Annotated in this window: 22 protein-coding genes; 10 read left to right on the top strand and 12 right to left on the bottom strand. The window is 65.3% G+C overall.

Annotated features, from left to right (window positions below):
* Window positions 1-17: 17 nt before the first annotated feature.
* The 6 genes from V8246_RS13530 to prmB form a co-directional block, all read right to left on the bottom strand.
* On the bottom strand, window positions 18-587 hold the full coding sequence (locus V8246_RS13530; protein WP_336189670.1) for a hypothetical protein: 570 nt from the start codon (window positions 585-587) through the stop codon (window positions 18-20).
* Window positions 588-595: 8 nt separating this feature from the next.
* Window positions 596-1,333, bottom strand: coding sequence for a hypothetical protein (locus V8246_RS13525; protein WP_336189668.1), 738 nt, complete (start codon window positions 1,331-1,333; stop codon window positions 596-598).
* A 133-nt stretch (window positions 1,334-1,466) separates the two neighbouring features.
* The gene (locus tag V8246_RS13520) at window positions 1,467-2,492 is read right to left on the bottom strand and encodes an aspartate-semialdehyde dehydrogenase (RefSeq protein ID WP_336189667.1); all 1,026 of its coding nucleotides are present in this window, start codon (window positions 2,490-2,492) and stop codon (window positions 1,467-1,469) included.
* A gap of 75 nt (window positions 2,493-2,567) precedes the next feature.
* Window positions 2,568-3,608, bottom strand: coding sequence for a D-glycerate dehydrogenase (locus tag V8246_RS13515; RefSeq protein WP_336189666.1), 1,041 nt, complete (start codon window positions 3,606-3,608; stop codon window positions 2,568-2,570).
* Entirely contained in the window at window positions 3,601-4,704 is a 1,104-nt protein-coding gene (gene aroC / locus V8246_RS13510) for a chorismate synthase (protein WP_271249523.1), read from the bottom strand. Before aroC ends, V8246_RS13515 begins: the two co-directional genes overlap by 8 nt.
* Window positions 4,705-4,844: 140 nt before the next feature.
* Window positions 4,845-5,774 (bottom strand): 50S ribosomal protein L3 N(5)-glutamine methyltransferase, encoded by a 930-nt coding sequence (gene prmB / locus V8246_RS13505; RefSeq protein ID WP_336189663.1) that lies wholly within the window; start codon window positions 5,772-5,774, stop codon window positions 4,845-4,847.
* Window positions 5,775-5,910: 136 nt separating this feature from the next.
* On the opposite strand from prmB, the gene V8246_RS13500 reads away from it, so the two are divergent.
* Both V8246_RS13500 and asd read left to right on the top strand, forming a co-directional pair.
* A complete protein-coding gene (locus V8246_RS13500; RefSeq protein WP_312769359.1) occupies window positions 5,911-6,564 on the top strand; it encodes an SCO family protein in 654 nt (217 codons plus the stop codon).
* Entirely contained in the window at window positions 6,561-7,409 is an 849-nt protein-coding gene (asd, locus tag V8246_RS13495) for an archaetidylserine decarboxylase (RefSeq protein WP_336189662.1), read from the top strand. Before V8246_RS13500 ends, asd begins: the two co-directional genes overlap by 4 nt.
* On the opposite strand, the gene V8246_RS13490 is transcribed toward asd, so the two are convergent.
* Both V8246_RS13490 and V8246_RS13485 read right to left on the bottom strand, forming a co-directional pair.
* Window positions 7,379-8,074 (bottom strand): lysoplasmalogenase, encoded by a 696-nt coding sequence (locus V8246_RS13490; protein ID WP_336189661.1) that lies wholly within the window; start codon window positions 8,072-8,074, stop codon window positions 7,379-7,381. The two genes, asd and V8246_RS13490, sit on opposite strands and share 31 nt — an antisense overlap.
* A 5-nt stretch (window positions 8,075-8,079) precedes the next feature.
* The gene (locus V8246_RS13485) at window positions 8,080-9,660 is read right to left on the bottom strand and encodes a transglycosylase SLT domain-containing protein (protein WP_336189660.1); all 1,581 of its coding nucleotides are present in this window, start codon (window positions 9,658-9,660) and stop codon (window positions 8,080-8,082) included.
* Between the two features lie 135 nt (window positions 9,661-9,795).
* Here V8246_RS13485 and V8246_RS13480 point away from each other — a divergent pair, with 135 nt between their 5' ends.
* Genes V8246_RS13480 through greB form a run of 3 tightly spaced genes read left to right on the top strand, consistent with a single transcriptional unit; the run spans window position 9,796 to window position 12,208 of the window.
* On the top strand, window positions 9,796-11,298 hold the full coding sequence (locus V8246_RS13480) for a helicase HerA-like domain-containing protein (protein WP_336189658.1): 1,503 nt from the start codon (window positions 9,796-9,798) through the stop codon (window positions 11,296-11,298).
* A gap of 6 nt (window positions 11,299-11,304) precedes the next feature.
* Window positions 11,305-11,703, top strand: coding sequence for a copper resistance protein NlpE N-terminal domain-containing protein (locus V8246_RS13475; RefSeq protein WP_336189656.1), 399 nt, complete (start codon window positions 11,305-11,307; stop codon window positions 11,701-11,703).
* Window position 11,704: 1 nt separating this feature from the next.
* Window positions 11,705-12,208 (top strand): transcription elongation factor GreB, encoded by a 504-nt coding sequence (greB, locus tag V8246_RS13470; RefSeq protein ID WP_336189654.1) that lies wholly within the window; start codon window positions 11,705-11,707, stop codon window positions 12,206-12,208.
* A gap of 3 nt (window positions 12,209-12,211) precedes the next feature.
* Here greB and V8246_RS13465 read toward each other — a convergent pair whose 3' ends face one another.
* On the bottom strand, window positions 12,212-13,039 hold the full coding sequence (locus V8246_RS13465; RefSeq protein ID WP_336189653.1) for a DUF3025 domain-containing protein: 828 nt from the start codon (window positions 13,037-13,039) through the stop codon (window positions 12,212-12,214).
* The gene (gene rimO, locus V8246_RS13460) at window positions 13,036-14,397 is read right to left on the bottom strand and encodes a 30S ribosomal protein S12 methylthiotransferase RimO (RefSeq protein ID WP_336189652.1); all 1,362 of its coding nucleotides are present in this window, start codon (window positions 14,395-14,397) and stop codon (window positions 13,036-13,038) included. The genes V8246_RS13465 and rimO overlap by 4 nt, the downstream gene beginning before the upstream one ends.
* Before the next feature lie 145 nt (window positions 14,398-14,542).
* Here rimO and V8246_RS13455 point away from each other — a divergent pair, with 145 nt between their 5' ends.
* Together V8246_RS13455 and V8246_RS13450 are read left to right on the top strand one after the other, a co-directional pair.
* On the top strand, window positions 14,543-15,202 hold the full coding sequence (locus V8246_RS13455) for a dienelactone hydrolase family protein (protein ID WP_336189650.1): 660 nt from the start codon (window positions 14,543-14,545) through the stop codon (window positions 15,200-15,202).
* Window positions 15,199-15,606: an HIT family protein gene (locus V8246_RS13450; RefSeq protein WP_336189649.1), complete on the top strand. Its 408-nt coding sequence runs from the start codon at window positions 15,199-15,201 to the stop codon at window positions 15,604-15,606. The genes V8246_RS13455 and V8246_RS13450 overlap by 4 nt, the downstream gene beginning before the upstream one ends.
* Before the next feature lie 12 nt (window positions 15,607-15,618).
* Here the strand turns inward: V8246_RS13450 and dcd are convergent, their stop codons facing one another.
* Both dcd and apbC read right to left on the bottom strand, forming a co-directional pair.
* Window positions 15,619-16,191, bottom strand: a complete 573-nt coding sequence (gene dcd / locus V8246_RS13445; protein ID WP_336189648.1) for a dCTP deaminase — start codon at window positions 16,189-16,191, stop codon at window positions 15,619-15,621.
* Between the two features lie 97 nt (window positions 16,192-16,288).
* A complete protein-coding gene (gene apbC, locus V8246_RS13440; protein WP_336189647.1) occupies window positions 16,289-17,128 on the bottom strand; it encodes an iron-sulfur cluster carrier protein ApbC in 840 nt (279 codons plus the stop codon).
* A 284-nt stretch (window positions 17,129-17,412) separates the two neighbouring features.
* On the opposite strand from apbC, the gene V8246_RS13435 reads away from it, so the two are divergent.
* The 3 genes from V8246_RS13435 (at window position 17,413) to V8246_RS13425 (ending at window position 26,173) form a co-directional block, all read left to right on the top strand.
* Entirely contained in the window at window positions 17,413-19,392 is a 1,980-nt protein-coding gene (locus V8246_RS13435) for a prolyl oligopeptidase family serine peptidase (RefSeq protein ID WP_336189869.1), read from the top strand.
* Window positions 19,393-19,628: 236 nt separating this feature from the next.
* Window positions 19,629-22,535, top strand: coding sequence for a TonB-dependent receptor (locus tag V8246_RS13430; RefSeq protein WP_336189646.1), 2,907 nt, complete (start codon window positions 19,629-19,631; stop codon window positions 22,533-22,535).
* A 647-nt stretch (window positions 22,536-23,182) separates the two neighbouring features.
* Complete coding sequence (locus tag V8246_RS13425; protein ID WP_336189645.1) at window positions 23,183-26,173, top strand: TonB-dependent receptor; 2,991 nt, start codon at window positions 23,183-23,185, stop codon at window positions 26,171-26,173.
* Window positions 26,174-26,207: the final 34 nt, after the last annotated feature.

Raw genomic sequence — 26,207 nt, 5'->3', positions numbered from 1 at the left:
ACCGCGCCGACTGCGATTTAGCGTCCTTCGCTCCACATGACCCGCCGGAACTGGGACACCATGTCCGGCACCCGGTACGCGTTACCAGCAAAAGCGGCCAGGTAGCTCGACCGGTCCTTGATGACCTCCGGATCGCAGGCAAATGGAAACGCGATCGACTCCCCGTACTGGGCCGCTTCCAGCGACTTCCAATCCGGAGCATGGGAAGGCTCCTGCCTGATCGATCCACTCTTGTCCGCAGCCCTGTCACGCAGGATGCGGAAGGTGCGTCGGCCACAATCAACTTCCATATCCCAAATGGCGTAACGGTCCGGAATATCCGCCGATTCGATGACCTGCACCACCTCGAGCGCACGCTTTCCGTCGACCGCTCCCCGATCAGCGTGCCGCGCGATGAAAGCCACGCGCTTTGGCGCCTTGTAGGCCTCGCCAATGATGAACCAGCACTTCAATCCCTGACCGTTCCGGCATTCGGCCTCTTGCGCCTCGACTGTGTGCGCCCAGACCAGGGCACACGCTGCAAGGCCCGTCGATATCGCCCAGGCCGACACACGCCCCGACATCCACCGGATGTGATCCATGCGCATTCCCGGATTCATATCAGATCCCTCACCGGGGGCGTGAAGATCGTAGACACACCTGGCTTCACGTCCACGACCTCGCTGATCCACACATACATTTGGCTCTGGTAACGTTCTGTGCGCGTGATCGGCTTGATGGCACCGCTTCCGGAACCGAACATCGGCGAGTAGGAATACTCAACGGAGTATTCACCTGTCGCATACGTCCTGCGCGCTGTGTACTCGACAGGAAAATGGGCGAGCACGAGATAGCGACCCGGCATCAGCCCATCGAACTGGAAGTTGCCCTGCGAGTCGGTCCTGACACGTCCGGCGTACTGCCAGACCTCAGGGTTCAGGCCGCCGATCTCGCGCTCGCCCCAACGGACGTCATCCGCACTGTGGGCTTCGAACCACGCCGTCACATGTGGCGTCATGGGCAGCAGGATCACCCATTCGCGATCCGCCGTTGCAACGCTCTTGCCTCTCAGCAGGCGCGGCAGCAGCCCCCCTACACCCTGTTTGTCGCGCACTGCCATTGTTCCGCGCAGGGTGCCTGTTCCCAACTCCATCGCCCGCGCCATTTCTGTCGGATCGTAGAGCGCTGCGATCCTGTCCTGAATCGCGCCCCGCTCATCCGCCCTGTCCTGGGCTTCGTGCCTGGAAGCAGAGCGCACCTGCGCTGCTGCGTGGTCATGCACCCATAACACGGCGCCCACGACGACGAGGATGGACCAGATACCGGACGAAAGAAAACGCGATGCGCTTCCCATGCTGCACACTCCATTGCGCCAAGTACGTCAGCAGGCTCTCAGGAACCCGCTGACGCGTCAACTGCCAACTATTGTTACGTGCATGAACGATATCGGTTCACGTTGCTTTGCGCGGATACAGAGACGCAAACGCTCAGCCGCCGTTCGCCACCAGTTCGGCCAATTGCACGGCATTCAGGGCCGCGCCCTTGCGGATGTTGTCGGCCACCACCCACAGGTTGAGGCCGCGCGGATGCGAGAAGTCTTCGCGGATGCGGCCGACGAACACCGGGTCGCGGCCGGACGCGTGGGTGACCGGCGTCGGATAGCCACCTGCCTTGTGCTCGTCCACCACTTCCACGCCGGGGGCGGCGCGCAACAGCTCGCGGGCCTGTTCCGGTGAAATCTTCTTCTTCGTCTCGATGTTGACCGCTTCGGAGTGGCCATAGAACACCGGCACGCGCACGGCGGTGGGATTCACCTGGATGCTGTCGTCCTCAAGGATCTTGCGCGTCTCCCAGACCAGCTTCATCTCTTCCTTGGTATAGCCATTGGGCAGGAACTCGTCGATGTGCGGGATGAGGTTGAAGGCGATCTGCGCCTGGAACTTCTTCGGCTCGATGTCCTGGAAGGCCAGCAGCTGCGCGGTCTGGCGGCCGAGTTCCTCCAGGCCGGAGCGACCGGCGCCGGACACCGACTGGTAGGTGGCCACGTTGATGCGTTCGATGCCGTATTCGCGATGGATCGGCGCCAGCACCGGCATCAGCTGCATGGTTGAGCAGTTGGGGTTGGCGATGATGCCGCGCGGACGGTTCTTGGCCGCATGCGGGTTGACCTCCGACACCACCAGCGGCACGTCGGCGTCGTAGCGGAAGGTCGAGGAGTTGTCGATCACCACGGCGCCCGCGGCGGCGAACTTCGGTGCGTATTCCTTCGACACGCCGCCGCCGGCCGAGAACAGGGCGATGTCCACGCCGGCGGGGTCGAAGGTTTCCAGGTCGAGCACGTCGACCTTCTGGCCCTTGAAATCGACCTGGGTGCCGGCCGAACGCGCCGAGGCCAGCAGGACGAGCTTGCCGACCGGAAAGTCGCGTTCGGCCAGGATGGACAGCATGGTTTCGCCGACGGCGCCGGTGGCGCCCACGATGGCGACGGTGAAGCTACGGTTCTGGTTGCTCATGGAAGATGGTTTTCGCGAAGAGGGAGTGAAGACAGCGGACAGGAAGGCTGTGTTCGGGGAACCTGCGGGCGTGCCTCAGGCTCCCTGTCGTTTGGCGATGATGGTGTTGATGGTCGAGGCGGTAGCCAGCGCATCCGGATTGACCGGCGACGGCGGATGGCCCGCGTCCGGCCCTTCGCCCAGCGCGGCGATCAGGTTGTCCACCGCCAGCGACACCATGGCGCGACGCGTGGCGAGGCTGGCACTGGCGATGTGCGGGGTCAGCACCACGTTGCGCAGGGCCAGCAGTTCCGGACGCACAGCGGGCTCGCCCTCGTACACGTCCAGGCCGGCGGCAGCCAGGCGGCCGTTCGACAGTGCATCGGCGAGCGCGACTTCATCGACGATGCCGCCCCGCGCGATGTTCACCAGCGTCGCAGTGGGCTTCATCTTCGCCAGCGCCGCGGCATCGACCAGGTGGTGGACCTGTGCCGAGTAAGGCAGCACCAGGATCATGTGGTCGGCCTGGACCAGCAGATCGTCGAAGCCGGCATAGGTCGCGCCGCACTCACGCTCGACGAGCTCTGGCAGGCGGCTGCGGTTGTGGTACAGCACGCGCATACCGAAGCCGCGTGCACGGCGGGCGATCCCCTGCCCGATCCGGCCCATGCCGACGATGCCCAGCGTGCTGCCGTGCAGGTCCGCGCCCAGCAGCGTACTGAACGACCACTGCTGCCACTGGCCGTCGCGTAGCCAGCGTTCGGCTTCGGTGATGCGGCGCGCGGTCGCCATCAGCAGTGCGAAACCGAAATCGGCGGTGGTCTCGGTCAGCACGTCCGGCGTGTTGGTCGCGACGATACCGGCCTGCGTCAGCGCCGCGATATCCAGGTTGTTGTAGCCCACGCCCACGTTGGCGATGGCGCGCAGCCGCTCTGCACCGGCGATTTCCCGGGGGCCGATGCGTTCGTTCAAGGTCACCAGCGCGCCGACGCTGTCGCGCAATGCGTCGGCGATGGCCTCGGGACCGTGTTCGGTAACGCCGGCCGTCGCCTGCACATCGAAATGCGCCGCCAGCCGCCCGACGATGTCGTCGAACAGCGGCTGCGACACCCAGACGCGCGGCCGCAGCTCAGCCATCGACGCTGCCGGGCACGTAGGGCGGCACGTCGCCGACATCACCGCACTGCGCGCGATGGCGCAACGCCTGGTCCATCAGCACCAGCGCCATCATCGCCTCGGCGATGGGCGTGGCGCGGATGCCCACGCAGGGGTCGTGCCGGCCGGTGGTGATGACGTCCACGGTATGGCCGTCCACGTCCACTGTTGCGCCCGGCAGGCGCAGGCTGGAGGTCGGCTTCAGGACGATGGAGGCGGTGACATGCTGGCCGGTGGAAATGCCGCCGAGAATGCCGCCGGCATGGTTGGACAGGAACCCGGCCGGCGTCATCAGGTCCCGATGCTCGGTGCCCTTCTGCGTCACCGCGGCGAAACCGTCGCCGATCTCCACCCCCTTCACCGCGTTGATGCTCATCAGCGCGGCGGCGAGGTCGCCGTCCAGCTTGCCGTAGATCGGCTCGCCCCAGCCCGCCGGCACACCGTCGGCGACGACATTGACGCGCGCGCCGATGGAATCGCCCGACTTGCGCAGCGCATCCATGTAGGTTTCCAGTGCCGGCACCTGCGCCGCATGCGGCCAGAAGAACGGGTTGTCCTCCACCGCGTTCCAGTCGAAGCCGTCGGGCGTGATCGGCCCGAGCTGCGACAGGTAACCGCGCACCGTCACGCCGAACCGCTGCCGCAGCCACTTCTTGGCGATCACGCCCGCCGCGACGCGCATCGTGGTCTCGCGCGCGGACGAGCGGCCGCCGCCGCGCGGGTCGCGGATGCCGTACTTCTGCCAGTAGGTGTAATCGGCGTGGCCGGGGCGGAACTGCCGCGCGATGTCGGCGTAGTCCTTGCTGCGCTGGTCGGTATTGCGGATCAGCAGCGCGATGGGCGTGCCGGTGGTGCGGCCCTCGTACACGCCGCTGAGGATCTCCACCTCGTCGGCCTCGCGCCGCGCGGACGTGTGCCGCGACTTGCCGGTGGCCCGGCGCTCCAGGTCGTGGCGGAATTCCTCAGGCGCGATCTCCAGCCCGGGCGGGCAGCCGTCGACCACGCAGCCGATCGCCGGCCCGTGCGATTCGCCGAACGTGGTGACCGTGAGGAGTTTTCCGAAACTGTTGCTGCTCAAGCGCCGCTCCGCGGATGGGAACTACCGGTGCCGGGCCATCAAGCATCGCATACCGGCCACCCTATTGTGCAGTGCGCCAACGCAAGCCGCGACGGTTGCAGGCGCAACCGCTGCGGGCGTGGCAGGGCGGTTCCGGCGCTCTATTTGCGAGCGGCGGCCAACGCGGCGATGCGTGCGTTGTGGCGGATCAGCTCGGCGCATTCGACCGCGAAGATGCCCATCTGGCCGACCTTGAACTCGATCCAGGCGAAGTCGACGTCGGGCAGCAGTTTCACCAGCGCATGCTCGGACTCGCCCACTTCGCAGATCAGCAGGCCGTCCTGGCTGAGGTGCAGCGGCGCATCGCGCAGGATCTTAAGCACCAGGTCCAGGCCATCGTCGCCGGCGCGCAGGCCCAGCTCCGGCTCGAAGGAGTATTCCTTCGGCAGTGCGTCGGTCTCGTCGTTGGTGACGTAGGGCGGATTGGTGACGATCAGGTCGTAGTGGCGCCCGGTCAGGCCGGCGAACAGGTCGGATTTGACCAGTTGCACGTTGTCCGCATGCAGGCGCGCCTTGTTCTCGGCCGCCAGCGCCAGCGCATCGTCGCTGATGTCGACGCCGTCGACCTGCCAGTCCGGATGGTAATGGCCCATGGCGATGGCGATGCAACCCGAGCCGGTGCACAGGTCGAGCGCACGGTTCACCTCGCGGCCGCCCAGCCAGGGCTCGAAGCCCGCTTCGATCAGCTCTGCGATCGGCGAGCGCGGCACCAGCGCTCGCGCATCGCTCTTGAAGCTCAGGCCGGCGAACCAGGCCTCACCGGTCAGATAGGCCACCGGAATGCGCTCGTTCACCCGACGCTCGAACAGTGCCAGCACCTGCGCCTTTTCCGGTGCGGTGACGCGCGCCTGGCCATAGGCGGGGCCCAGGTCCGGCGGCAGGTGCAGCGTATGCAGCACCAGGTGCGAGGCCTCGTCCAGGGCGTTGTCGTAGCTGTGGCCGAAGGTCAGCCCGGCCGCGTTGAAGCGGCTGGCGCCATAGCGGATCAGGTCGATGATGGTGTGCAGTTCGGCGGCGACGTCGGCGGTCATGGCAAGGCTGGGGAAGACGCCGGAACGGCGAGGGCCGCCGATTATAGAGGCTGCCCCGGTATCATGGCCTCCTCCTGCCGTCCATGCCGGCCACGGTCCAACGGCCACGCCCCTTCATCGCGGGACTTCCACGCACATGTTCAACAAGAAGATCGGCCTCATCCTCGTCCTGGCGCTGGCCGCCGGCCTGGGCCTGCTGGCCGCACAGAAGTTCTTCGGCCCGGTCACGCCCGCGACCCGGTGGCCCGCCACCCAGACGGTCACCCTGTTCCCGCAGGCGCGCCCCCTGCCGCCGTTCTCGCTGCGCCAGTCCGACGGCACCCAACTGGCCAATGGCGAATTGAAAGGCCACTGGACGCTGGTGTTCATCGGCTTCACCTTCTGCCCGGACATCTGTCCCACCACCCTGGCCGAGCTGGCCCAGGCGCAAGCGCAGTGGAAGGACCTGCCCGACTCCACGCGTCCGCGCGTGCTGTTCGTGTCGGTGGACCCGGAGCGCGACACGCCCACCCGCATCGGCGAGTACGCGCATGCCTTCCATCCCGACACGCTGGCGGCCACGGCCGATGTCCCGACGCTGGAGAACTTCGCCAAGTCGCTGGGCTTCGTGTTCATGAAGGTGCCCGGCCAGGGCTACGACCAGAATCCGAACGACTACAGCATGGATCACTCCTCGGCGATCGCCGTTCTGGACCCCCAGGGCCAGCTCGCCGGCCTGATCCGGCCGCCGTTCCAGCCCAAGGCCATCGCCTCCGACCTGCGCGCGCTGACCGAGGCCTCGTCCAAATGAGCCTGCTGACGTCGCTGACCTATGTCCTGCCTCACCGCTTGCTGTCCTCGCTGGCACGCCGGCTGGCGTACTCCACGTCGCCGGGCACCAAGCAGTGGCTGATCGACACGGTGACGAAGAAGTTCAACGTCGATCTGGCCGAAGCGGCGGAGCCCGATCCGCGCGCTTACCCCAGCTTCAATGCCTTCTTCACCCGTGCCCTGAAGCCCGGCGCCCGCGTGGCCGATCCCGATCCGCGCGCCCTGCTGATGCCCGCCGACGGACACATCAGCCAGTGCGGCGCCGTCGAGGACGGCCGCATCTTCCAGGCCAAGGGGCAGTCGTTCACCGCTGCCGAACTGCTGGGCGACGCCGCAGCCGCGGAACCGTTCCGCAACGGCCTGTTCGCCACCGTCTACCTGTCGCCGCGCGACTACCACCGCGTGCACATGCCGTGGACCGGCACGTTGCGCGAAACCGTGCATGTGCCCGGCCGCCTGTTCAGCGTGGGCACCGATGCGGTGGCGAACGTGCCGCGCCTGTTCGCCCGCAACGAGCGGCTGGTCTGCCACTTCGACACCGATTTCGGCCCGATGGTGTCGGTGATGGTGGGCGCACTGCTGGTGTCCGGCGTGGAAACGGTGTGGAGCGGCGAGGAGATTCCCGCCTACGGCACCGCGATCACGCGCAAGGATTACCGTGGCAAGGGCATCACGCTGGAGCGGTTCGCGGAGATGGCGAGGTTCAACTACGGCTCGACAGTGATCGTGCTGCTGCCGCCGGGCGTGGCGACGCTGTCGCCCGAGTTGAAGGCGGAATCGCCGGTGCGTTTGGGTCAGCGGCTGGCGACCCTGGCCCGATCCTGATCCCCGGCAAACCGCACTGATCGCGCGATGAACCACTGCGCGATCCAGTAGGTCGCCAGTACCCAGACGCTCGCAATGGGGATCGGCGTACTGAAACGATCCAACGCCAGCAACGCATCCGACGCCACAAAGAACGCGCCGCCGATCGCGGCGGCGCGCGTCGCGCGACCCGGATGTTCCCGCCACACGCTGGCCGCCTGTGCCGCCATGCCGGCCAACGCGATGACGTAGACGATCACCGGCGCCTTCAACTCGCGCGGCAACCCTGGCCACAACTGCGCGAACACCAGCGATGCCATCACCGCGTAAGCGAGTAACGGCCAGCGCACGCGCCACCAACCACCACGCTTCCTCAACGCGGCCAGGTAAGCGATATGCGCCAGCAGGAAGCTGCCCAGACCGAACACGAAGCCATCGAACGGCAGCATCAGGAAGACATCGCCCAGTGTGGACAGCAACAATCCGACCACGACCAGGCGGCGATAGCCTGCGAACCCGGTGCGCGGGAGCCGCAGGACCATCGCCAGGATAAGCAGCGTGGTCAGCGGCTTGAAGACGTAGTGCGAGCCGCGCAGGCCGGCGATCTCCGCGCCGACGATCGCCAGTGTCGCGCTGGCGACAATCGCGGTGATCCAAGGGAGTCGACTGCCTTCCGTGGCCATCATTCGTCTTATTTCCTGCAGCTTTCCAGCTTCAGTTCCTGCCCCGGCCGCACCGCGTACGCAGGCGCCCTCAGGTTGTTCGCGCGCGCCAGCTTCTTCAGGTCGCACTGGAACCTTTGTGAGATGCGTCCCAGCGTGTCACCCTTCGTCACCCGGTATTCGCGCACCTGTTTCGCCTTCGGCTCGGCCGGCTTCGGCTCGCCGGTCGCCACCGTGGTCGGAACGCCGGCCACCGGCATGACGTCGCCGACGGCCACGTTGCCGGCCCGTGCGCCCCGCCGGATCGCGGCAGCCGGATCGGCGCTCACCAACGTCCTGGCCAGCTCCGCGCGTGGCCCGTTCACGCAGTGCCGGGTGTAAAGGCCGACGATGCGCGCGTTGGCCTTCAGCGTGGTGCCGGCCGGGATCCACGCTTCCGGCTGGTAACGGGGATTGAGGTTGCGCAGCGTGCGCATGTAGCCCTCGCGCGTGCCGCCGTTGCCCAGGCAGATGGTCAGCTCGTAGATGGACGCGTCGCGCGCCAGCTTCAGCGGCGCCGGCTGCGCAGCGACCTTCGGGAACTCCAGCCCGTACTGGCGCGGGTGCAGGAACAGCCATGCCGCCGCGATCACCATCGGCACGTAGTCGCGCGTTTCGCCTGGGAACTGGCTGTAGACCACCTCGTCCCAGAAGCCCAGGCCGCTGTTCTCGCGATACACGCGCGCCGCGCGGCCCTCGCCTCCGTTGTAGGCGGCCAGCGCCAGCTCGATGTTGTTGTTGAGGCTGCGCATGCGTTCGTTCATGTAGGCCGCGCTTGCCTGGCCCGATGCGTAGGGGTCGTACCGAGTGTCGAAGCCGCTGGCATCGCGCCCCAGCCCGAAGCGCGCGCCGGTATGGAACATGAACTGCATGGGCCCCGCCGCGCCGGCGCGCGAGGTGGAATGCACGCGACCGTTGGACTCCTTGGCCATGATGCCGAACAGCAACGCCTCCGGCAGCCCGCTGCGCTCCCATGCCGGGTACAGTTCGGCCCGCATGTTCTGGTAGTTCTCGTAGCTGTCGATCAACGCCGGCCGCATGTCGGTCAGCCAGCGACGTATGCCGGCCTGCACGGCCGGGTTGTACTCCACCATGCGATCGAATGCATGCCGCTGGTCGTTGAGCAGCGCCGCGGTGCGTGCCGTCTCCGGCAGCCCCGTGCCCGTCGGCACCGCATGGTCGGTACCGTCATCCAGCGCATCGATGGCATCGCCCTCGCCTTCGCCACCCTCCCCTTGCGCATCGGTATTGCCCTTCAGCAGGCGCTTGTAGGTGGCCAGCAGCGTCGGCACCTGGCAGCCGCGCTGCTGCACGCACGCCGCCAGCACGTCTTCCATGTCCTCCAGCGCGGCATCGCTCTCCGTCGCACCGCGCGGATCGTTGTTGGCCACCAGCACCAAGCCGTCGCGATAGCGCTTCTCCGCCGCCGCCATGCGCTGCTCCAGCGCCTCGGCGGCGGCGCGATCGCGCGCCGAGACGCGCTGCGCCAGCGAGACGGGCGATACCAGCAGCAGGGACAGGGCGGCCACGACGGGCCAGTAGCGCAGGCAAGCAGGAACCGCAAACGACATCAGGCATGCATCCAAAGTGTGAGACGGGAGGGTAGCCCCCGCCGCGTACCGCGGGCAAGGCAGGACGTCGCATTCCTTTATCCCGCAGGCGGTTGCCAGCGGCTAGAATTCCCGCATCACCACGCGAGGTTGCACATGGATCCGATCCTGCTGGGCAAGGGCATCACGGACGACATCCCGGTCACGCTGCAGCCGAAGTTCGGCAACCGCCATGGCCTGGTCGCCGGCGCGACCGGCACCGGCAAGACGGTGACGCTGATGACGCTGGCCGAGGGCTTCTCGCGCATGGGCGTGCCCGTGTTCATGGCCGACGTGAAGGGCGACGTGGCCGGCCTGGCGGCGGCGGGCGACGGCAGCGAGAGGGTGCTGCAGCGCGCGAAGGACATCGGCATCGCCGACTACGCGCCGGGGGCGAATCCGGTGATCTTCTGGGATCTCTACGGCAAGCTGGGCCATCCGGTCCGCACGACCGTCAGCGAGATGGGCCCCACCCTGCTCTCGCGCATCCTCGAACTCAACGACACCCAGAGCGGCGTGCTCGACATCGTGTTCAAGCTGGCCGACGACCGGGGCCTGCTGCTGCTCGACCTGGAAGACCTGCGCGCCCTGCTGGGCCTGGTCGCCGCCGAGCGCAAGGACATTTCCACCAGCTACGGACTGGTCAGCACGCAGTCGGTGGGCGCGATCCAGCGCGCGCTGCTGCGGCTGGAACAGGAAGGCGGCGAGATGTTCTTCGGTGAGCCGGCGCTGGAGCTGGCCGACCTGATGCGCACGAACACCGACGGCCGCGGCGTGATCGGCATCCTCGCGGCGGACCAGCTGATCCTGAAGCCGCGCCTGTACTCCAGCTTCCTGTTGTGGCTGCTGTCCGAGCTGTTCGAGACGCTGCCGGAAGTCGGCGACCTGGACAAGCCCAAGCTCGTGTTCGTCTTCGACGAAGCGCACCTGCTGTTCGACGATGCCCCGCCGGCCCTGCAACAGCGCATCGAGCAGGTCGTGCGCCTGATCCGCTCCAAGGGCGTGGGCGTCTACTTCTGCTCGCAGTTCCCCGACGACGTGCCGGACAACATCCTCGGCCAGTTGGGCAACCGCGTGCAGCACGCCCTGCGCGCTTTCACCCCGCGCGACCAGAAAGCGGTCAAGACCGCGGCCGAAACCTTCGTGCCGAATCCCAAGCTCGACGTGGCCCAGGCGATTTCCAAGCTCGGCACCGGCGAGGCGCTGGTTTCGACACTGCAGGACAAGGGCATTCCATCGCCCGTGCAACAGACGCTGGTGTCGCCGCCACGCTGCCGCATGGGCGCGATCAACGAAACCGAACGCCAGCAGGTACGCAACGGCAGTCCCGTCGGCGGCAAGTACGATACCCGCGTGGACCGCGAATCCGCTGCGGAAATGCTCGCCAAGCGCGCGGAAACCGCGGCCCAGGCCGCCAACGCACCCGCAGCCAAGACCGAGCAGGACGATCCGGACGCGGGCGGGTTCGGCCAGACGGTCAAGGACGCGGTGTTTGGCACCAAGCGCCGCCAGGGCATGATCGAGACGATGGCCAAGCAGACCACGCGCACCATCGGCACCAAACTGGGCAACCAGATCGTGCGCGGCATCCTGGGCAGCATTTTCGGCGGGCGCCGCTGATCGCGCATGAAGTGGCGCTCCGCACCCCTGGCTTGCCTGTTGCCGCTGGCGGTATCCGCCGCCAATCCGACGCCCTCAACCTTCGCAGGCACCTTCTTCGGCAGCCTGCCGGCGGGGTCCTGCGCATCGCAGGACGTGCTGCTCGACCTGGGAGCCGACGGCCGCTACGCGCTGGAAGCGCACTGCCAGGACGACCTGCAGGCGCTACCCAAGCGCGCCGGCCGCTGGTCGGTGACGTGGAACGGTACCTGCGTGCAGCTCACGCCGGACGACGACAGGCTTGCGCAGGAGTTCGCCATCCATGATGACGATCTGCTGGTGCTGACTTCAGGCAGCTGCATCGAGCCGGTCGAGGATCCGCGCGGACGCACGCTGCGACGCGCGGAAAGCGCCATGGAGCGCTGAGGTGTCGCGCTGGCGACCGCCGGGCGAGAAAAGCACCGCCCTGATCACCCGTGCGGGTCACGACCGCCTCAAGGCGGAACTGGACGATCTGTGGCGCGTCAGGCGTCCGGAGGTGGTGAAAGCGCTGGCCGCCGCCGCCGCGGAGGGCGACCGCTCCGAGAACGCGGAATACACCTATCGCAAGAAACAACTGGGCGAGATCGATCGCCGCGTGCGCTATCTGAGCAAGCGCCTGGAAGTGCTGCGCGTGGTCGACACCGCGCCCAGCGATCCGGAGGCCGTGTTCTTCGGCGCCACCGTCGAGCTGGAGAACGTAGCCAGCGGCGAAGCCTCGCGCTACCGGATCGTGGGCCCCGATGAGACCGACGCGGCCCGCGGCTGGATCAGCATCGACTCGCCGATGGCGCGCGCGCTGCTCAAGAAGCGCATCGACGACGAGTTTTCCGTGGAGCTGCCTGGCGGCATCACCCGCTTCGTATTGGTGGACGTCAGCTACGCCAGCTGATCTCTACAGGGGCGGCGGGTAAACGCGCCCTTCCCGCAGCGGCCGGAAGTAGCCCTCCTGCGCATAGAACGCCTCGCCCTGCCCCGCGTACCAGCCGGGAATGCCTGCCAGCGGCAGCGGGCGCAGTTCCGACGGCGCGGCAAGGATCCCACCCGTCGCAATCGATGCGGCCACGCGCGCGACAGCACCGGCCGGATCGCCCAGCACTACCAGACACTTGCCGACCAGCAGGCGCCCCGGCACCAGCACCTGTTCCATCAGCGCATGCCCCACTACCGCCACAACGGCGATGCCGCCATCGTGCCAGCGCTTTGCGTTCGCATGGAACAGCGTCGTCCAGTCGTGCCGGCCCCAGAGATCCAGCAGCGACGGGTCGGATACCTGCACGATGACGCCGCTTTCATCGAACTGGGTCAGGGCCTGCTGGGCCGGACTGCGCTCGCTCGTCCCCATCCGTGCCATGTGTCGGCATTGCTGCTGGTTGAGGGCGTGCTTGAGGGCCGGGTGGCGCATCCAGACCATCGCATTGAACAGGTCGTGCCAGTTTTCCGGCCGCGTGGCGATGCGCCCGTGTGCGATACGCTCTTCGTAATGCAGTCCGTCAGCGAGCAGGGCCGCATCCTGCCTTACGAAGCGAGGCCCGGATGCCGGCATGCGCGCATTGAGGGCTTCGATGTCGGGCCAGTGCGGGGCCATCAGCAGGTCCTGATACTCACCGTATCCGTCCAACAGGGGATGCCGGAAACACCCGGCATCCACCTGCCCACGCAGGGGAGCGACGAAGCGACGCCGGCCACCGCCGGCGTGGTCGTCCGTCGCGGGCGCGGTCACAGCACCTTGACGTCGAGCGGCCTGCCTGTCGCGGCGACGATGGCGTCGCCGAACAGGTCGTGCTCGTCGCTCTCGGTGATCTTCACGTCGACGAACTGGCCGACGCGAAGGCCCGCTTCGCCGCCGTTCTGGATGTGCACCAGGCCGTCGATCTCCGGCGCATCGGCCTTGGAACGCGCCACGGCAATGTCGTCCTCGATCAGATCGACGAGGCACTGCTGCACGGTGCCGATCTTGGCTTCGAGACGCGCAGCGGAGATTTCCGCCTGCTTTTCCATGAAGCGCGCCAGGCGTTCCTGCTTCACCTCTTCCGGTACCGGATCCGGCAGCAGGTTCGCGGCCGCGCCCTCGACCGGCGAATAGGCGAACGCGCCCACGCGGTCCAGCTGCGCTTCGTCGAGGAACTGCAGCAGCTCCTCGAACTCCTGATCCGTCTCGCCGGGGAAGCCGACGATGAAGGTAGAACGCAGGGTGATGTCCGGGCAGATCGAACGCCAGCGCTTCACCCGCTCAAGCGTCTTGTCGACGGCGCCGGGGCGCTTCATCAGCTTGAGGATGCGCGGGCTGGCGTGCTGGAACGGGATGTCCAGGTAAGGCAGCACCTTGCCTTCGGCCATCAGCGGGACCACATCGTCGACGTGCGGATACGGATAGACGTAGTGCATGCGCACCCAGGCGTCGAGTTCGCCCAGGCCTTCGCACAAGGCCTTCATCCGCGTCTGGTACGCCTTGCCGCGCCATTCGCGCTCGGCGTACTTCACATCCACGCCGTAGGCGGAGGTGTCCTGCGAAACCACCAGCAGCTCCTTCACGCCACCGCGCACCAGACGCTCGGCTTCGCGCAGCACGTCATCGACCGGACGCGACACCAGGTCGCCGCGCATCGACGGGATGATGCAGAAGCTGCAGCGGTGATTGCAGCCCTCGGAGATCTTGAGGTAAGCATAATGGCGCGGCGTCAGCTTGATGCCGTAGTCCGGCACCAGGTCCACGAACGGATCGTGCTTCGGCGGCAGCGCTTCGTGCAGCGCCTCCATCACGCTCTGATAGTCCTGCGGACCACTGATCGCCAGCACATCCGGGTACTGCTCGCGGATCTGCTCCGGGCGCTTGCCCAGGCAGCCGGTGACGATGACCTTGCCGTTCGCGTTCATCGCCTCGCCGATGGCGTCCAGCGACTCGGCCACCGCGGAGTCGATGAAGCCGCAGGTGTTCACCACCACCACGTCCGCCGCATCGTAGGTCGGCACGATGTCGTATCCCTCCACGCGGAGCTGGGTGAGGATGCGTTCGGAGTCGACCAGAGCCTTCGGGCAGCCGAGGCTGACGAAGCCCACTTTGGGGTTCTGCAGGGACATGGGGGTACGGCGGCGGCGTGTGCGGGGCCGCGGATTATAGCCCCCGTGGGTCGGCCCCCCGCCGGGCCGTTCGGGCGCAGCGGTCCGCACGCTGCCCTGCTGCCGGTCCGCCTACACTATCGGCCCTCACGACAGGAGCGCCTCCATGGGCCACTGGCTGCCCTTCGAGTCCCCTCATGGCCGCATCCATGCCTGGCAGGCCGATCCCGCCGGAACGCCGCGTGGCGCGCTGGTCGTGGTGCAGGAGATCTTCGGTGTCAATCCGCACATCCGCACCGTGGCGGAAGGCTTCGCGCGCGAGGGCTACGTGGTGCTGGCGCCGGCCTACTTCGACCCGGTGCAGACCGGCGTGGAACTGGACTACGACGCCGACGGCATCGCACGCGGGAAGGCGCTGATCACCGCCCTGGGCCTGGAGCGCGCCGTGGACATCACCCGCGCGGCGGCCGATGCGCTGGCCGGCCACGGCCGGGTCGGTACCGTGGGCTATTGCTGGGGCGGCACGGTCGCCCTGCTGGCCGCGCTGCGGCTGGGGCTGCCGTCCGTGAGCTACTACGGCGCGCGCAACCTGCCCTTCCTCGATGAGAGGCCGAGAGCGCCGGTGATGTTCCATTTCGGCGAGCGCGATGCCACCATCCCGCCGGCGATGGTGCAGGCCCACCGCGATGCGCTGCCGCAGATGGAGGTCTTCACCTATCCGGCAGGCCATGGCTTCAACTGCGACCTGCGGGCCGACTACGATCCCGCCAGCGCACGCCTTGCCCGCGAACGCACGCTGGATTTCTTCGCACGGAACCTCGCATGACCGACTTCGTCCTGGACCCCCGCCTGGCCGCCGACAGCGCCTTCATCGCCGACGGCCCGCTGTCGCAGGTGCGCCTGATGGACGACACACGCTTTCCGTGGCTGGTGCTGGTGCCCCGCGTGAACGGCATCAGCGAATGGCTGGAACTGGATGGCGGCCAGCAGCGCCTGCTGCTTGCGGAAATCAACCAGGCCGGGCAACTGATCCGTGCGCAACCCGGCGTGGAGAAGCTCAATATCGGCGCCCTGGGCAACATCGTGCGCCAGTTGCATGTCCACCTTATCGGTCGGCACGACGGCGACCCGGCGTGGCCAGGCCCCGTGTGGGGCCACGGGGCCGCCGTGAAGCACGCGCCGGCCGCGCTGGCCGCACAGATCGACGCCTGGCGCAGGCGCTTGCGCTGAGCCCGTTCCGGGTCAGGTGCGCGGCAGGGTGACGCCCGTCTGACCCTGGTACTTGCCGCCGCGGTCCTTGTAGCTGGTCTCGCACACGTCGTCGGCATCGGACTGGAAGAACAGCATCTGCGCCACGCCTTCGTTGGCGTAGATGCGCGCCGGCAGCGGCGTGGTGTTGCTGAATTCCAGCGTCACGTGGCCTTCCCACTCCGGCTCCAGCGGGGTGACGTTGACGATGATGCCGCAGCGCGCGTAGGTGCTCTTGCCCAGGCACACCACCAGCGTGTCGCGCGGAATGCGGAAGAATTCCACCGTGCGCGCCAAGGCGAAGCTGTTGGGCGGGATGATGCATTCGTCCGCCTCGATGTCCACGAAACTCTTCGGATCGAAGTGCTTCGGGTCCACGATGGTGGAATTGATGTTGGTGAACACCTTGAACTCGCGCGAGCAGCGCACGTCGTAACCGTAGCTGGACGTACCGTAGCTGACGATGCGCTGGCCGTTGGCCTGCTTCACCTGCCCCGGCTCGAACGGCTCGATCATGCCGTGCTGTTCGGCCATGCGGCGGATCCAACGGTCGCTCTTGATGCTCATGCAAATCCTGGTCTGGTGGGCCGAAGGCCGCGCGGTCAGCGCGCGGCGGACGGGGAATTGTAGGGCGGGCCCCGCCCTGGCGTCTGCGCCCAGGCGCCTAGACCAGCGACGACGCGATGGGCACCGACGCCCGCGGCCGCTGGGCCAGCGTCGCCGCCATGACCCGTGCCGTCTGCCGGTAGGCCTGCGCGACCGCCGAATCGGGCGCGGCGATCACGACCGGCTGACCCGCGTCGCCCTGCTCGCGAATGGCGATGTCCAGCGGCAGCGAGCCCAACAGCGGCACGCCGTACTGCGCCGCCATCCGCTCCCCCCCGCCCCGGCCGAACAGGTGCTCCACGTGGCCGCAGTTCGAACAGGTGTGAACGGCCATGTTCTCGACGATACCCAGCACCGGCACCTCCACCTTCTCGAACATCTTCAGCGCCTTCTTCGCATCCAGCGTGGCAATGTCCTGGGGCGTGGTGACGATGACGGCGCCCGCCACCGGGATCTTCTGCGCCAGGGTCAGCTGGATGTCGCCCGTGCCCGGCGGCAGGTCGACCAGCAGGTAGTCCAGCTCGCCCCACAGCGTGTCGTTGAACAGCTGCATCAGCGCCGAGGTGGCCATCGGCCCGCGCCAGATCATCGGCGTGTCCTGGTCGACCAGCAGGCCGATGGACATGGCCTCCACCCCGAAGGCCCGCATCGGCTCGATCGACTTGTTGTCCGGGCTGTCCGGTCGCCCCGACAGGCCCAGCATGGCCGGAATGCTGGGGCCGTAGACATCGGCGTCCAGCACCCCGACCCGCGCCCCGTCGGCCGCCAGCGCCAGGGCCAGGTTCACCGTCGTGGTCGACTTCCCCACCCCGCCCTTGCCGGAACCGACCGCGATGACGTTGCGGACCCGGGGGTGGGGGGTGAGGTTGGCTTGGACGGCGTGGGATCGAACAGACATCAACGTTATCCAGTAAGTGAGCAATCGCTGCGGCCCATGGCATCGCCTTATCCGTCGGACCTTGTGCGGTGACGCGGCATCTTCTCATACCTGCCAGCAGGGGGCTTTCCTGCTCGACCTAGCTGCACTACTCTGGCTGGCACGCCAAAGGATGAACAACGCGTTCAGCATCGGGGATCGGCAATACGCTGCGATACGCGCTTGGCGCCTTCACTAAGAGCACGAAACAGGGGTACGAGCCAACCATGAGAATCGGGAAAATACGTTCAATCGCCGCGTCGTTGATGCTGCTGACCGGGACCGCCACCGCACGCGATGCGATCCCGATCGAATCGTTCGCTCGCCTGCCGAACATCCAGTCGGTCTCGATGAGCACCGACGGAAAGAATCTCGTCGCCATCGTTTCCATGCCCGATTCCAAGAACCAGGAGACCGGACTGGCGACCTGGAATTTGGACGACCTGAAGGCTGGCTCGGTCATCACGCCCTCGGGCGACCGCATGAAATTTATTGCCGCCAATGCCATGAAAGCCAATCGTGTCCTTGTGCTGGGCCGACAGGAATGGACCGGACAACTGGGCGGCTGCGGCGAGGGCGGAAACGTCGGGGCGACCAAGACATTCGTCGTAAAGCCCTATCTTACCGACGTGAAGCAGCAGAAGTTCGAAGAGGCTTTTGCCGACAAGACCCGCCGACTGGGCGTGAGCGAGGAACTGGAACGCTGTCTGGAAATCGCGGGCACCGCCAACCTCGTACACACGCTGCCGCTGGATCCCGACAACGTCATCATCTCGCAGATGAGCGGACTATCCCTTAGCGGCGCTTACTACCTCTACAACCTGCGCACGGGCGACACCAAGCTTTTGTTCCGCTCCAACAGCCGCACCAGCCCGGGTCTTTTCAATCCCCGCAATGGCGAACTGCTGACGCGTACGCAGCTGGAGCCCATCTCGCCCGGCGAGTATGAGCAACGTGTGTTGATCCGCAACAAGGCAGGTGAATTCGAGGCCCATGCGCCACTGACCACCAAGCTCAGCGAACGCCATGCCGTTGAGATCGTTGGCATTGATGAGCAGACGGGCAAGTTCTATGTCCTCACTGACCTGTTTTCCGACCAAATCCAGGCGTGGATGTACGACCCTGCCTCACGCGAGTTCGACAGCGAACCCCTGCTTGCGCATCCGCAGTTCTCGATCAGCCGGTTGATCCTCGGCTCTCAGCCCAGCAATTTCAACCGCGTGCTCGGTTTCGTCGTGGATGGTCCGGAGCCTCAGGCGACGTACGTCGACCCCGATCTGGGCGGCATCCATGCCGGCCTCAAGAAGGCCTATCCGGGCCAGACCGTCGCCATTACGGGCTACAACAACGACTTTTCCCGGGTGCTGTTCACGACGGAAAGTGCACAGCGGGCGACAAGCTATCACCTGCTCACCGACCGCAAGAACGTCGTGGACTTGGGCGATGAACGCCCGTGGATCAATCCCAAGCAGATCGGCGAGCAGCGCTGGATCACTTACCCGGCACGCGATGGCCTGAACATTCCGGCACTGCTGGATCTGCCCGTAGGCTGGAAGGAGAGTGACGGCCCGCTGCCCACGATCATCCATCCGCACGGCGGCCCTTGGGCGCGCGACTACGGCGGCTGGGATGCCTCCGGTTGGGTGCCGTTCCTGACCTCCCGCGGCTACGCCGTACTGCGCCCGCAGTACCGGGGCTCGAGCGGCTTGGGCCGCAAGCTCTGGTTGGCCGGCGATGCTGAATGGGGCCAGAAAATGCAAGACGACAAGGACGACGGCGCCGCTTGGCTGGTCAAGCAGGGCATCGCCGACCCCGAGCGCCTGGCGATCTTCGGCTATTCCTACGGCGGGTTTGCCGCAGCCGCGGCAGTCGTGCGCCCAAACAGCCCTTACCAGTGCGCGATTTCCGGCGCGCCTGTGACCGACCTAACCAAGCTGGGCTGGTCTTGGAGCGAAAACCGTCTGCAGCGCATCCTTCAGGGCCGTACGGTCAAGGGTATGGATCCGATGCTGAACACTGATAAGGCCAACATCCCGGTCCTCCTTTATGTCGGCGACCGCGACGTGCGTACGCCCTCTTTCCACGCCCGCGGCTTTTACGATGCGGTAAAGGGTAAGGTGCCGGCCAAGTTCGAGCTGATCGCCGACATGCCCCACAGCATGCCTTGGTATTACCGCCATCAGCAGCAAGCGCTCGGGCTGATGGAAGATTTTCTCACCAAGGACTGCGGCCCAGGTGGACTTTGAGCCTACAAGACCCCGCCTATGGCGGGGTTTTTTCTTAGTGCGGCGGCACCGCGGATGACCTGTTCAGGTTGTGGGTCTCCCGCTGTGTTTAACACAGACTGAGCTCGCGAACTGAGCGTGTGTCACACGTTTCTAACAATTGGTTGCTATCGACAATGAACGCTGCATATACTCGCTTAACCCCGGCGTAACGCGCAGGGGCAACCATCTGGCGGGACTCTTAGGGGATTCAAGTCATGCAGCAAGCAAAGAAGGGCATTGCCTTCAAGAAGCTACCTTTGTTCGTCGCTGTGCTCGGCTGCCTGTACGGCGGCAACGCAATGGCGCAGTCGGAGACTACGGAGAGTGAACCGACGAAGAAGACGGAAGCTGTCGAACTCGACAAAATCACGGTTACGGGCTCGCTGATCAAGCGCGTGGAGTACGATTCCGTGTCGCCCGTGCAGGTCATCACCGCCGACACCAATGTCGCGCTCGGTCAGGTAGAAACCTCCGAGTTCCTGCAGAAGTCCAGCATCGCCGCTGGCGCCACTCAGATCAGCCACCAGTTCGGCGCGTTCGTCACTGAAGGCGGCGTGGGTGCGCAGACGCTCTCGCTGCGTGGCCTCGGCCCCAATCGCAGCCTGGTGCTGCTGAATGGCCACCGCCCCGGTCCGGCCGGTACCCGCGGCCAGGTCGGCGCGTTCGACCTGAACGTGCTGCCGTCCTCGATCGTCCAGCGCATCGAACTGCTTAAAGATGGCTCCTCCTCGATCTACGGTTCGGACGCCGTCGCGGGCGTGGCGAACGTGATCACTCGCAAGAACATCACCTCTCCGGAAATCTCGGTGAGTTTCCGCGCGCCGTTCTACGGCGGCGGCGAGGTGATCAACTTCTCCGGTGCGACGGGCTGGAATTTCGATAACGGCAGCATCACGCTGGCGGGCGAGTACTACAAGCAGTCTCCACTCAGGGTCGGTGACCGCGACTTCTTCAAGTGCGCCGAAGACCTTGTGTGGGACCAGGACGGCAACCGTATCGACCGTGAAGACCGCTCCATCCTCGCGGGCACCCGTCTGGGAGGCTGCACGAGCGGAAATCTGTACGCGAACACCGTCGTGGATCTGCTCACAGGCGCCCGCTACGTGCCTTCGTGGACCGGACAAACGATCGGAAACATCCCGGGTTACCGTCCGCGAGTCAGCACTACCTACGCCAACTCACCTCAGGCCAGCTACACCGACGTACTGAACTTCCCATTCTTTGGTGAACAGTATGTCATTCAGGACCTCGAACGTTTCAGCGGCTATGTTTCGGCCGACTTCTCGTTGGGCGAGGTCAACTGGAAGACCGAGCTTCTGGTCAACCGGCGCGAGAGCGAATACAAGGGTTTCCGCCAATTCTTCCCGGTCATCGTGGGCGGCTCGGGCTATTTCTACGCCAACGACCCCGGTTTCCGTAATACAGCGACGCCGTCGGGCGTATCGCAGCCCGTGATGCCCTTCCGGTCCAACAGCAGCCAGAAGGTCGACTACTACTACCTCAATACCAACTTCAATGGTTTGTTTGCCGATACGTGGTCGTGGGACATCAATGCCTCCTACTCTCGATCCAGCGGCACGTACAACGATCTGGCCATTGACGCCTCGAAGACCGGCGACTGGAACTACGGTGAGGATGCACCGACCATCAACTACTTCGACCCGGGCTTCCTCAGTGGTGCCCGCATGGACGAACTGGTCGGCCTGATCGGAGCCTGGGATACCGGCAAAACCATCTACGACCAGACGGTCGTCACCGGCGTGCTGACGGGCGAACTGTTCAATCTCCCTGCCGGTGCCGTGGGTGCGGCCGTCGGCGCGGAGTATCGCGAGTTCAGCATCGACGATCAGCCGGGCTACCTGTCGCGCAACGGTCTGCTGTGGGGTTCGTCCTCCGCCCAGCAAACCAAGGGCGATGACTCGGTGAAGGAAGTCTTCGCGGAAGTGGAAGTGCCGCTGCTCAAAGGCCTTCCGGGCGTCGAATCGCTGACCTTCAATGCCTCCACCCGCTGGTTCGATTACGACTCGGTGGGCGACAGCGACGATGTATGGAAGATCGGTCTGGGCTGGCAGGTCGTACCGTCCCTGCGTTTGCGTGCCACCAAGGGCACCTCATACCGTGCGCCGGGCCTGTATGAGCTGTATCTGGGCAACCAGTCGTCCTTCCTCGGGCAAACGGCGATCGACCCGTGCATCAACTGGGGCGAGAGCTCGAATGCGAACATTCGCGCGAATTGCGGCGCCGCCGGCATCCCGGACAACTACAACGGCGCGCCCAGTTCGGCCACGATCTTCCAGGGCGGCGGCGCAGGCTTCCTGACGCCTGAACATTCCAACGCCTTCACCGGCGGCATCATCTGGACGCCGGAATTCGCGCCCATCAGCGTTGCACTGGACTATTTCGAAATCGAAGTGCGGGACCAGATCGGCGAACTGGAGGCCCAGACGATCGTGGCCAGCTGTTATGGCTCCGATATCTATCCGAACAATTTCTGCTCGCTGTTCACGCGTAACGCCCCCAATGCTGCGGTCGAACCCAACGGCATCCAGGAGGTGTACGCCACCTACATCAACATCAACAAGCAGAAGGTCCGTGGCTACGATCTGCTCGTCCGCTATGAGGACGACTTCTCCTTCGGCAAGCTGACCCTGGAATCTCAGGTCACTTACATGAAGGAGGACGTCGTGCAGTTGTTCGACAGTCCGCTGGCGGGTGGCTCCACGATTTCGGACTACGTCGGCGGCATCGGTCGTCCGAAGACGGTCGGCAATCTAGTGGCGTCGCTGAACCGCGGCGACTGGACCTACAACTGGGGCATCGACTTCGTCGACAGCACGCGTCGCCTGACGCCGTTGACCTCGACGGGGAGCTACACCTACTTCGGTTATCCCAACGCCGTTGTCGATACCAAGGCAGACAGCCGTATCTATCACACTGTCTCCGTGGAATATGATCAGCCGAAGTGGTCGTTCCTGATGGGCATCCGGAACCTGTTCAACAAAGAACCGGACACCATCTCGGCCGCTGCTGGCTACAACCGCTACGGCAACGTACCGGTTAGTGCGACGCAGTACGACTACCTCGGTGTTTCGCTGTTCGCACGCCTGAACTACAAGTTCTGACGGCCTGCTCGCAGTGCGATCGACAGCAGGGGCGGCGCAAGCCGCCCCTGCTTTTTTTCGTCTTCGCCATCATTCACGAAGGCTCTCTTAATCACGCTGACGAATGAGGCGTGGCCGCTGTATTGGACGAATGCCTGGCGGCGCAAGCAGAGGGTATTCCAACGCGCGACAATGCGGTACGAGCGACTAGGCCAACGGACCCGCACCAGGCACCAAAGTCCCGCCAGGCGGGACCAGGCTCAGCGAGCCGGCGATCTTGCCCTCAAGGCCACGGTGGCTGGCTGCGGGGCCACGCAATCCCGTCTCCGGTGCGAGAATCCAATCCGAACAGTGCTGGCTCTACACCAGCACCCATCGGCTGTCGTTCCTTAAGGGACCGCAGGCACTCCCTCGACAACGCGATGGCCTAGCTTCCAAGTCTTCAGTTGGAATGGAGAAAAGATGGGTTCGCTCAAGGGTGCTAGCGCCATTCATTTTGTGACCAACATCACTATTTTCGCAGTAACACCAGTAACATTCTTTTGTGCTATGAGCGCGAACATTAATCTCATGTTAACGTCGGGTGACGAGGACGTTCACTTGTGGCTAAGGTTCGATGGAACGCACCGTTGAGGCCACTCCTTTCGCTTTTCTAGGGGATTCACAGCATGTCAGTTCGTCAAAGGAGCGCGTATCAGCGCAGCCGCCTGAGTGCGGCATTGTTCACCGCCATGGTGTTGCCAGGTGTCGCGTTGGCGCAAGAAGCCGAGCAGCCTGCCAGCAGCGGAACCACCAATCTCGACAAAGTGACCGTCACGGGCTCCCGCATCGCGCGGACCGGCTTCGTCACGCCCTCGCCCGTCACTGCGATCACCGCCGAAGAAATCCGTGCCACCGGCGCGGTCAACATCGGCGACTTGATGACCAAGCTGCCGGCGCTTTCGCCGAACTACACGCTGGGCAACTCCACGCGCTTCATCGGTACGGCCGGCCTGGGTCTGCTTGATCTGCGCGGCATGGGTACGGCCCGCACGCTGGTCCTCGTCAATGGTCGCCGGCATGTGGGCTCCAGCCCGGGCTCGACGGCGGTGGACGTCAATACGATCCCCACCGAGTGGATCGAGCGTGTCGAAGTGATCACCGGTGGCGCGTCGGCCGTGTATGGCGCCGACGCGGTGGCGGGCGTGGTCAACTTCATCATGAAGAAGTCGTTCGAGGGCTTCGAATTGCGCGGCCAGACCGGCAAAGCCGATGAGGGCGGGTTCGATCGATCCTTCGTCAGCTTCTCCGGCGGCAGCGACTTCGCCGAAGGCCGCGGCTCTGCAGCGATCTCCTTGGAGTACAGCAAGCAGGATCGCTTCGGTCGCGGTGATCGCAAGATCGGACGCGAGTTCCTGGTGAGCGTACCGAACCCGAACTACGATCCCACTCAGCCACCCAGCCAGAGCAACCCGCAGACGATCATCAGCGGCCCCGGCGGCAACCACTCCATCTCGTACGGTGGCACGTTCACTGTCGGCACGTTCAATGCCGCCAATCCAGCAACGTGGGGCAACCGCTACGTGTTCAATCCCGATGGCACGTTCCGTCGCAATCGATATGATGGCGTGGTGGTCAGTGCCACCAGTTGCGTAGACTGCGATTTCGCCGACCTGAATGCCGTCGCGGACCTTCAGCCGGCCTTCGATCGCTTCAGTTTCAACACGGTGGTCAACTTCGATCTGAACGACAACCACCGCCTGTTCTTCGAAGGCAAGTACAGCAAGACCGAATCGCAGTTCTTCGGCCAACCCACCTTCGATCAGCCCATCCGCATCCGTCGCCAGAACCCATACGTGACGCCGCAGCTGGGCGCATTGATGGATGCTGCCGGTTTGACGCAGTTGCAGGTCTCCCGTTTCAATGTCGATGCCGGGCGTCGTGGCGAGAATGTCGAGCGGCAGACCACGCGCGCGGTGTTGGGCATCGAGGGCTACTTCGGCGAAGAGTGGAGCTACGAGGCGTCGGCCAACTATGGGCAGACCACCATCGATCGTCTCAACCTGAACAATCGCATCAACGAGCGCTGGCACGCAGGCCTCGACGTGGCCCGCGATGCCAACGGCAATCTGGTGTGCCGCACGACGATCGATCCGAATGCTGTCAACCCGCACACGAACACCGTGTACTCTTCGTTTGCCCGCACGGGCTGCGTGCCGTTCAGCATTTTCGGCAATGGCGCGGTGAGCCGGGAGGCGGCCGCATGGTTCAACACCAACTCGCTTAACACCTCCAAGCTAGAGCAGCAGGTCATCAGCGCGTCGGTCGCGAACAGCACGCTGTTCTCGCTTCCCGCGGGCGAGGTGGGCTTCGCAGGCGGCATCGAGTACCGCAAGGAGAAGAGCCAGGAGAACACCGATCCGTTGGCGGCGCTTGGCTTGACCTTCCTCAACGCCATCCCCAGTCGCGGTGGTGAATACGACGTCACGGAAGTCTTCGCCGAAACCACCATTCCGCTGCTGGCGGATCTGCCCGGCGTGGAACGACTGGCACTGGATCTGGCTGGCCGCTACTCCGATTACAGCACTATTGGCACGGCGGCGACGTGGAACGTGGGCCTGGACTGGACCATCATCCCTTCGCTGCGCTTCCGCGGCACGGTGGCCAAGGCCGTACGCGCACCCAGTATCGGTGAACTGTTCAATCCGCAGTCCCAGAACTTCGCAACGATCGCGGATCCCTGTAACTACCAGACCACGAATTCCAACCGGCCGGCGACCGCGAAGGATCCGACTCTGCGGCAGGCTAACTGCAGCGCGCTCGGCATCCCCGTGGGCTGGGTGGATACCTTCTCGGCAAACCGTCCCGGCGTCAGCGGCGGCAATCCGGACCTGAGCGAGGAGGAAGCCGATTCGGTGTCGTTCGGCTTCGTCTGGCAGCCCGAATTCGTCGAAGGGCTGGGCGTCTCCGTGGACTACTGGCGCGTCACCCTGCACGATGCCATCGGCGCGGTCACGGCACAGACCAATGCGACGCGCTGCGTGGATTCTCCCGGCGGCATCAACAACCCGTTCTGCAGCTTCATCACGCGTGCGCCGGTCGGCGGTTATACCGATGCCCAGGGCCGTATCTTCCCGGCCTACAGCATCACCAACTGGCTGGCGCTGAACGAGAATCTGGCGAAGTCGCGCCGGGTCGGCGTGGACGTCGAAGTGGACTACCGCTTCAACTTCCTGGGTGGCGACAGCACCCTGCGGTTCGTGGGTACGCGCCTGCTGCAGTCGCGCGAGTGGCCGTTCCAGGACTTCCCGGACGAGTTCAACGAGTACGTCACCTATGTGACCGATCCGCGCTGGCGCGCCCAGCTCAATGCCACCTACCGCCATGGCAATTGGCGCGGTTCGTGGGACCTGAACTACGTGGACGGCAACCTGCGCGTGACTCCGGCCAGCTACAACAGCAACCCGGGCTCGCAGTCGCCGATCCGCAATGGTTCGTGGACTTACCATAACCTGCAGGCTGGCTATAAGTTCCCCGGCACGGGCCTTGACCTGTACGTGGGCGTCGACAATGTGTTCGACAAGGATCCGCCGCTGAACTACTTCGGCAACGACATCGGCAGCGCCTTGTACGACAACATCGGTCGCTTCATGTACATGGGCGTGACGTACAAGTTCTGAGCTCCCTAGAACTGGGCTTGGATGACTCTGGACC

It is taken from the genome of Pseudoxanthomonas sp. F11 (assembly GCF_037046485.1).
Classification (GTDB): domain Bacteria; phylum Pseudomonadota; class Gammaproteobacteria; order Xanthomonadales; family Xanthomonadaceae; genus Pseudoxanthomonas_A.
The sequence above is the reverse complement of the archived record's forward strand: the minus strand, read 5'-3'. Positions and strand labels throughout refer to the sequence as shown.

What these genes read in the sequence shown, in the direction of transcription:
- V8246_RS13530 (WP_336189670.1), bottom strand. Translation starts at nt 587, where the DNA reads ATGCGCATGGATCACATCCGGTGGATGTCGGGGCGTGTGTCGGCCTGG.
- V8246_RS13525 (WP_336189668.1), bottom strand. Translation starts at nt 1,333, where the DNA reads ATGGGAAGCGCATCGCGTTTTCTTTCGTCCGGTATCTGGTCCATCCTC.
- V8246_RS13520 (WP_336189667.1), bottom strand. Translation starts at nt 2,492, where the DNA reads ATGAGCAACCAGAACCGTAGCTTCACCGTCGCCATCGTGGGCGCCACC.
- V8246_RS13515 (WP_336189666.1), bottom strand. Translation starts at nt 3,608, where the DNA reads ATGGCTGAGCTGCGGCCGCGCGTCTGGGTGTCGCAGCCGCTGTTCGAC.
- prmB (WP_336189663.1), bottom strand. Translation starts at nt 5,774, where the DNA reads ATGACCGCCGACGTCGCCGCCGAACTGCACACCATCATCGACCTGATC.
- V8246_RS13500 (WP_312769359.1), top strand. Translation starts at nt 5,911, where the DNA reads ATGTTCAACAAGAAGATCGGCCTCATCCTCGTCCTGGCGCTGGCCGCC.
- asd (WP_336189662.1), top strand. Translation starts at nt 6,561, where the DNA reads ATGAGCCTGCTGACGTCGCTGACCTATGTCCTGCCTCACCGCTTGCTG.
- V8246_RS13490 (WP_336189661.1), bottom strand. Translation starts at nt 8,074, where the DNA reads ATGATGGCCACGGAAGGCAGTCGACTCCCTTGGATCACCGCGATTGTC.
- V8246_RS13485 (WP_336189660.1), bottom strand. Translation starts at nt 9,660, where the DNA reads ATGTCGTTTGCGGTTCCTGCTTGCCTGCGCTACTGGCCCGTCGTGGCC.
- V8246_RS13480 (WP_336189658.1), top strand. Translation starts at nt 9,796, where the DNA reads ATGGATCCGATCCTGCTGGGCAAGGGCATCACGGACGACATCCCGGTC.
- V8246_RS13475 (WP_336189656.1), top strand. Translation starts at nt 11,305, where the DNA reads ATGAAGTGGCGCTCCGCACCCCTGGCTTGCCTGTTGCCGCTGGCGGTA.
- rimO (WP_336189652.1), bottom strand. Translation starts at nt 14,397, where the DNA reads ATGTCCCTGCAGAACCCCAAAGTGGGCTTCGTCAGCCTCGGCTGCCCG.
- V8246_RS13455 (WP_336189650.1), top strand. Translation starts at nt 14,543, where the DNA reads ATGGGCCACTGGCTGCCCTTCGAGTCCCCTCATGGCCGCATCCATGCC.
- V8246_RS13450 (WP_336189649.1), top strand. Translation starts at nt 15,199, where the DNA reads ATGACCGACTTCGTCCTGGACCCCCGCCTGGCCGCCGACAGCGCCTTC.
- dcd (WP_336189648.1), bottom strand. Translation starts at nt 16,191, where the DNA reads ATGAGCATCAAGAGCGACCGTTGGATCCGCCGCATGGCCGAACAGCAC.
- apbC (WP_336189647.1), bottom strand. Translation starts at nt 17,128, where the DNA reads ATGTCTGTTCGATCCCACGCCGTCCAAGCCAACCTCACCCCCCACCCC.
- V8246_RS13435 (WP_336189869.1), top strand. Translation starts at nt 17,413, where the DNA reads ATGCTGCTGACCGGGACCGCCACCGCACGCGATGCGATCCCGATCGAA.
- V8246_RS13430 (WP_336189646.1), top strand. Translation starts at nt 19,629, where the DNA reads ATGCAGCAAGCAAAGAAGGGCATTGCCTTCAAGAAGCTACCTTTGTTC.
- V8246_RS13425 (WP_336189645.1), top strand. Translation starts at nt 23,183, where the DNA reads ATGTCAGTTCGTCAAAGGAGCGCGTATCAGCGCAGCCGCCTGAGTGCG.